Raw genomic sequence first — 247 nt, 5'->3', positions numbered from 1 at the left:
GCGGCCGGCCGTCCACCCGAAACTCCCATGGCTGCAGCCGCCCGTTGGCCTGGCGCTGGCTGTTGCTGGCATGCGCGGCCAGCTCGCCCACGGTGGCCGGCAGGCCGTGCCGCACCACGTAGTCCGGTGCGGCGCAGACCAGCCGCTGCATCGGGATCAGGTGTTTTGCGATGACCTCGCTGTCGTCCAGCACGCCGGCGCGGAACGCCACATCGATCCGGTCGGCGGCCAGGTCCAGCGGGCGCTC

1 protein-coding gene is annotated in these 247 nt (G+C 72.9%); it reads right to left on the bottom strand.

Annotated elements, in window-relative coordinates; genetic code table 11:
• Window positions 1-247 (bottom strand): LysR substrate-binding domain-containing protein (locus ACQG3P_RS21425; protein ID WP_426806181.1); only part of this gene is annotated, 247 nt, incomplete at both ends.

The sequence above is a fragment of the Stenotrophomonas sp. SrG genome, assembly GCF_050031795.1.
Classification (GTDB): Bacteria; Pseudomonadota; Gammaproteobacteria; order Xanthomonadales; family Xanthomonadaceae; genus Stenotrophomonas; species Stenotrophomonas rhizophila_A.
The sequence above is the reverse complement of the archived record's forward strand: the minus strand, read 5'-3'. Positions and strand labels throughout refer to the sequence as shown.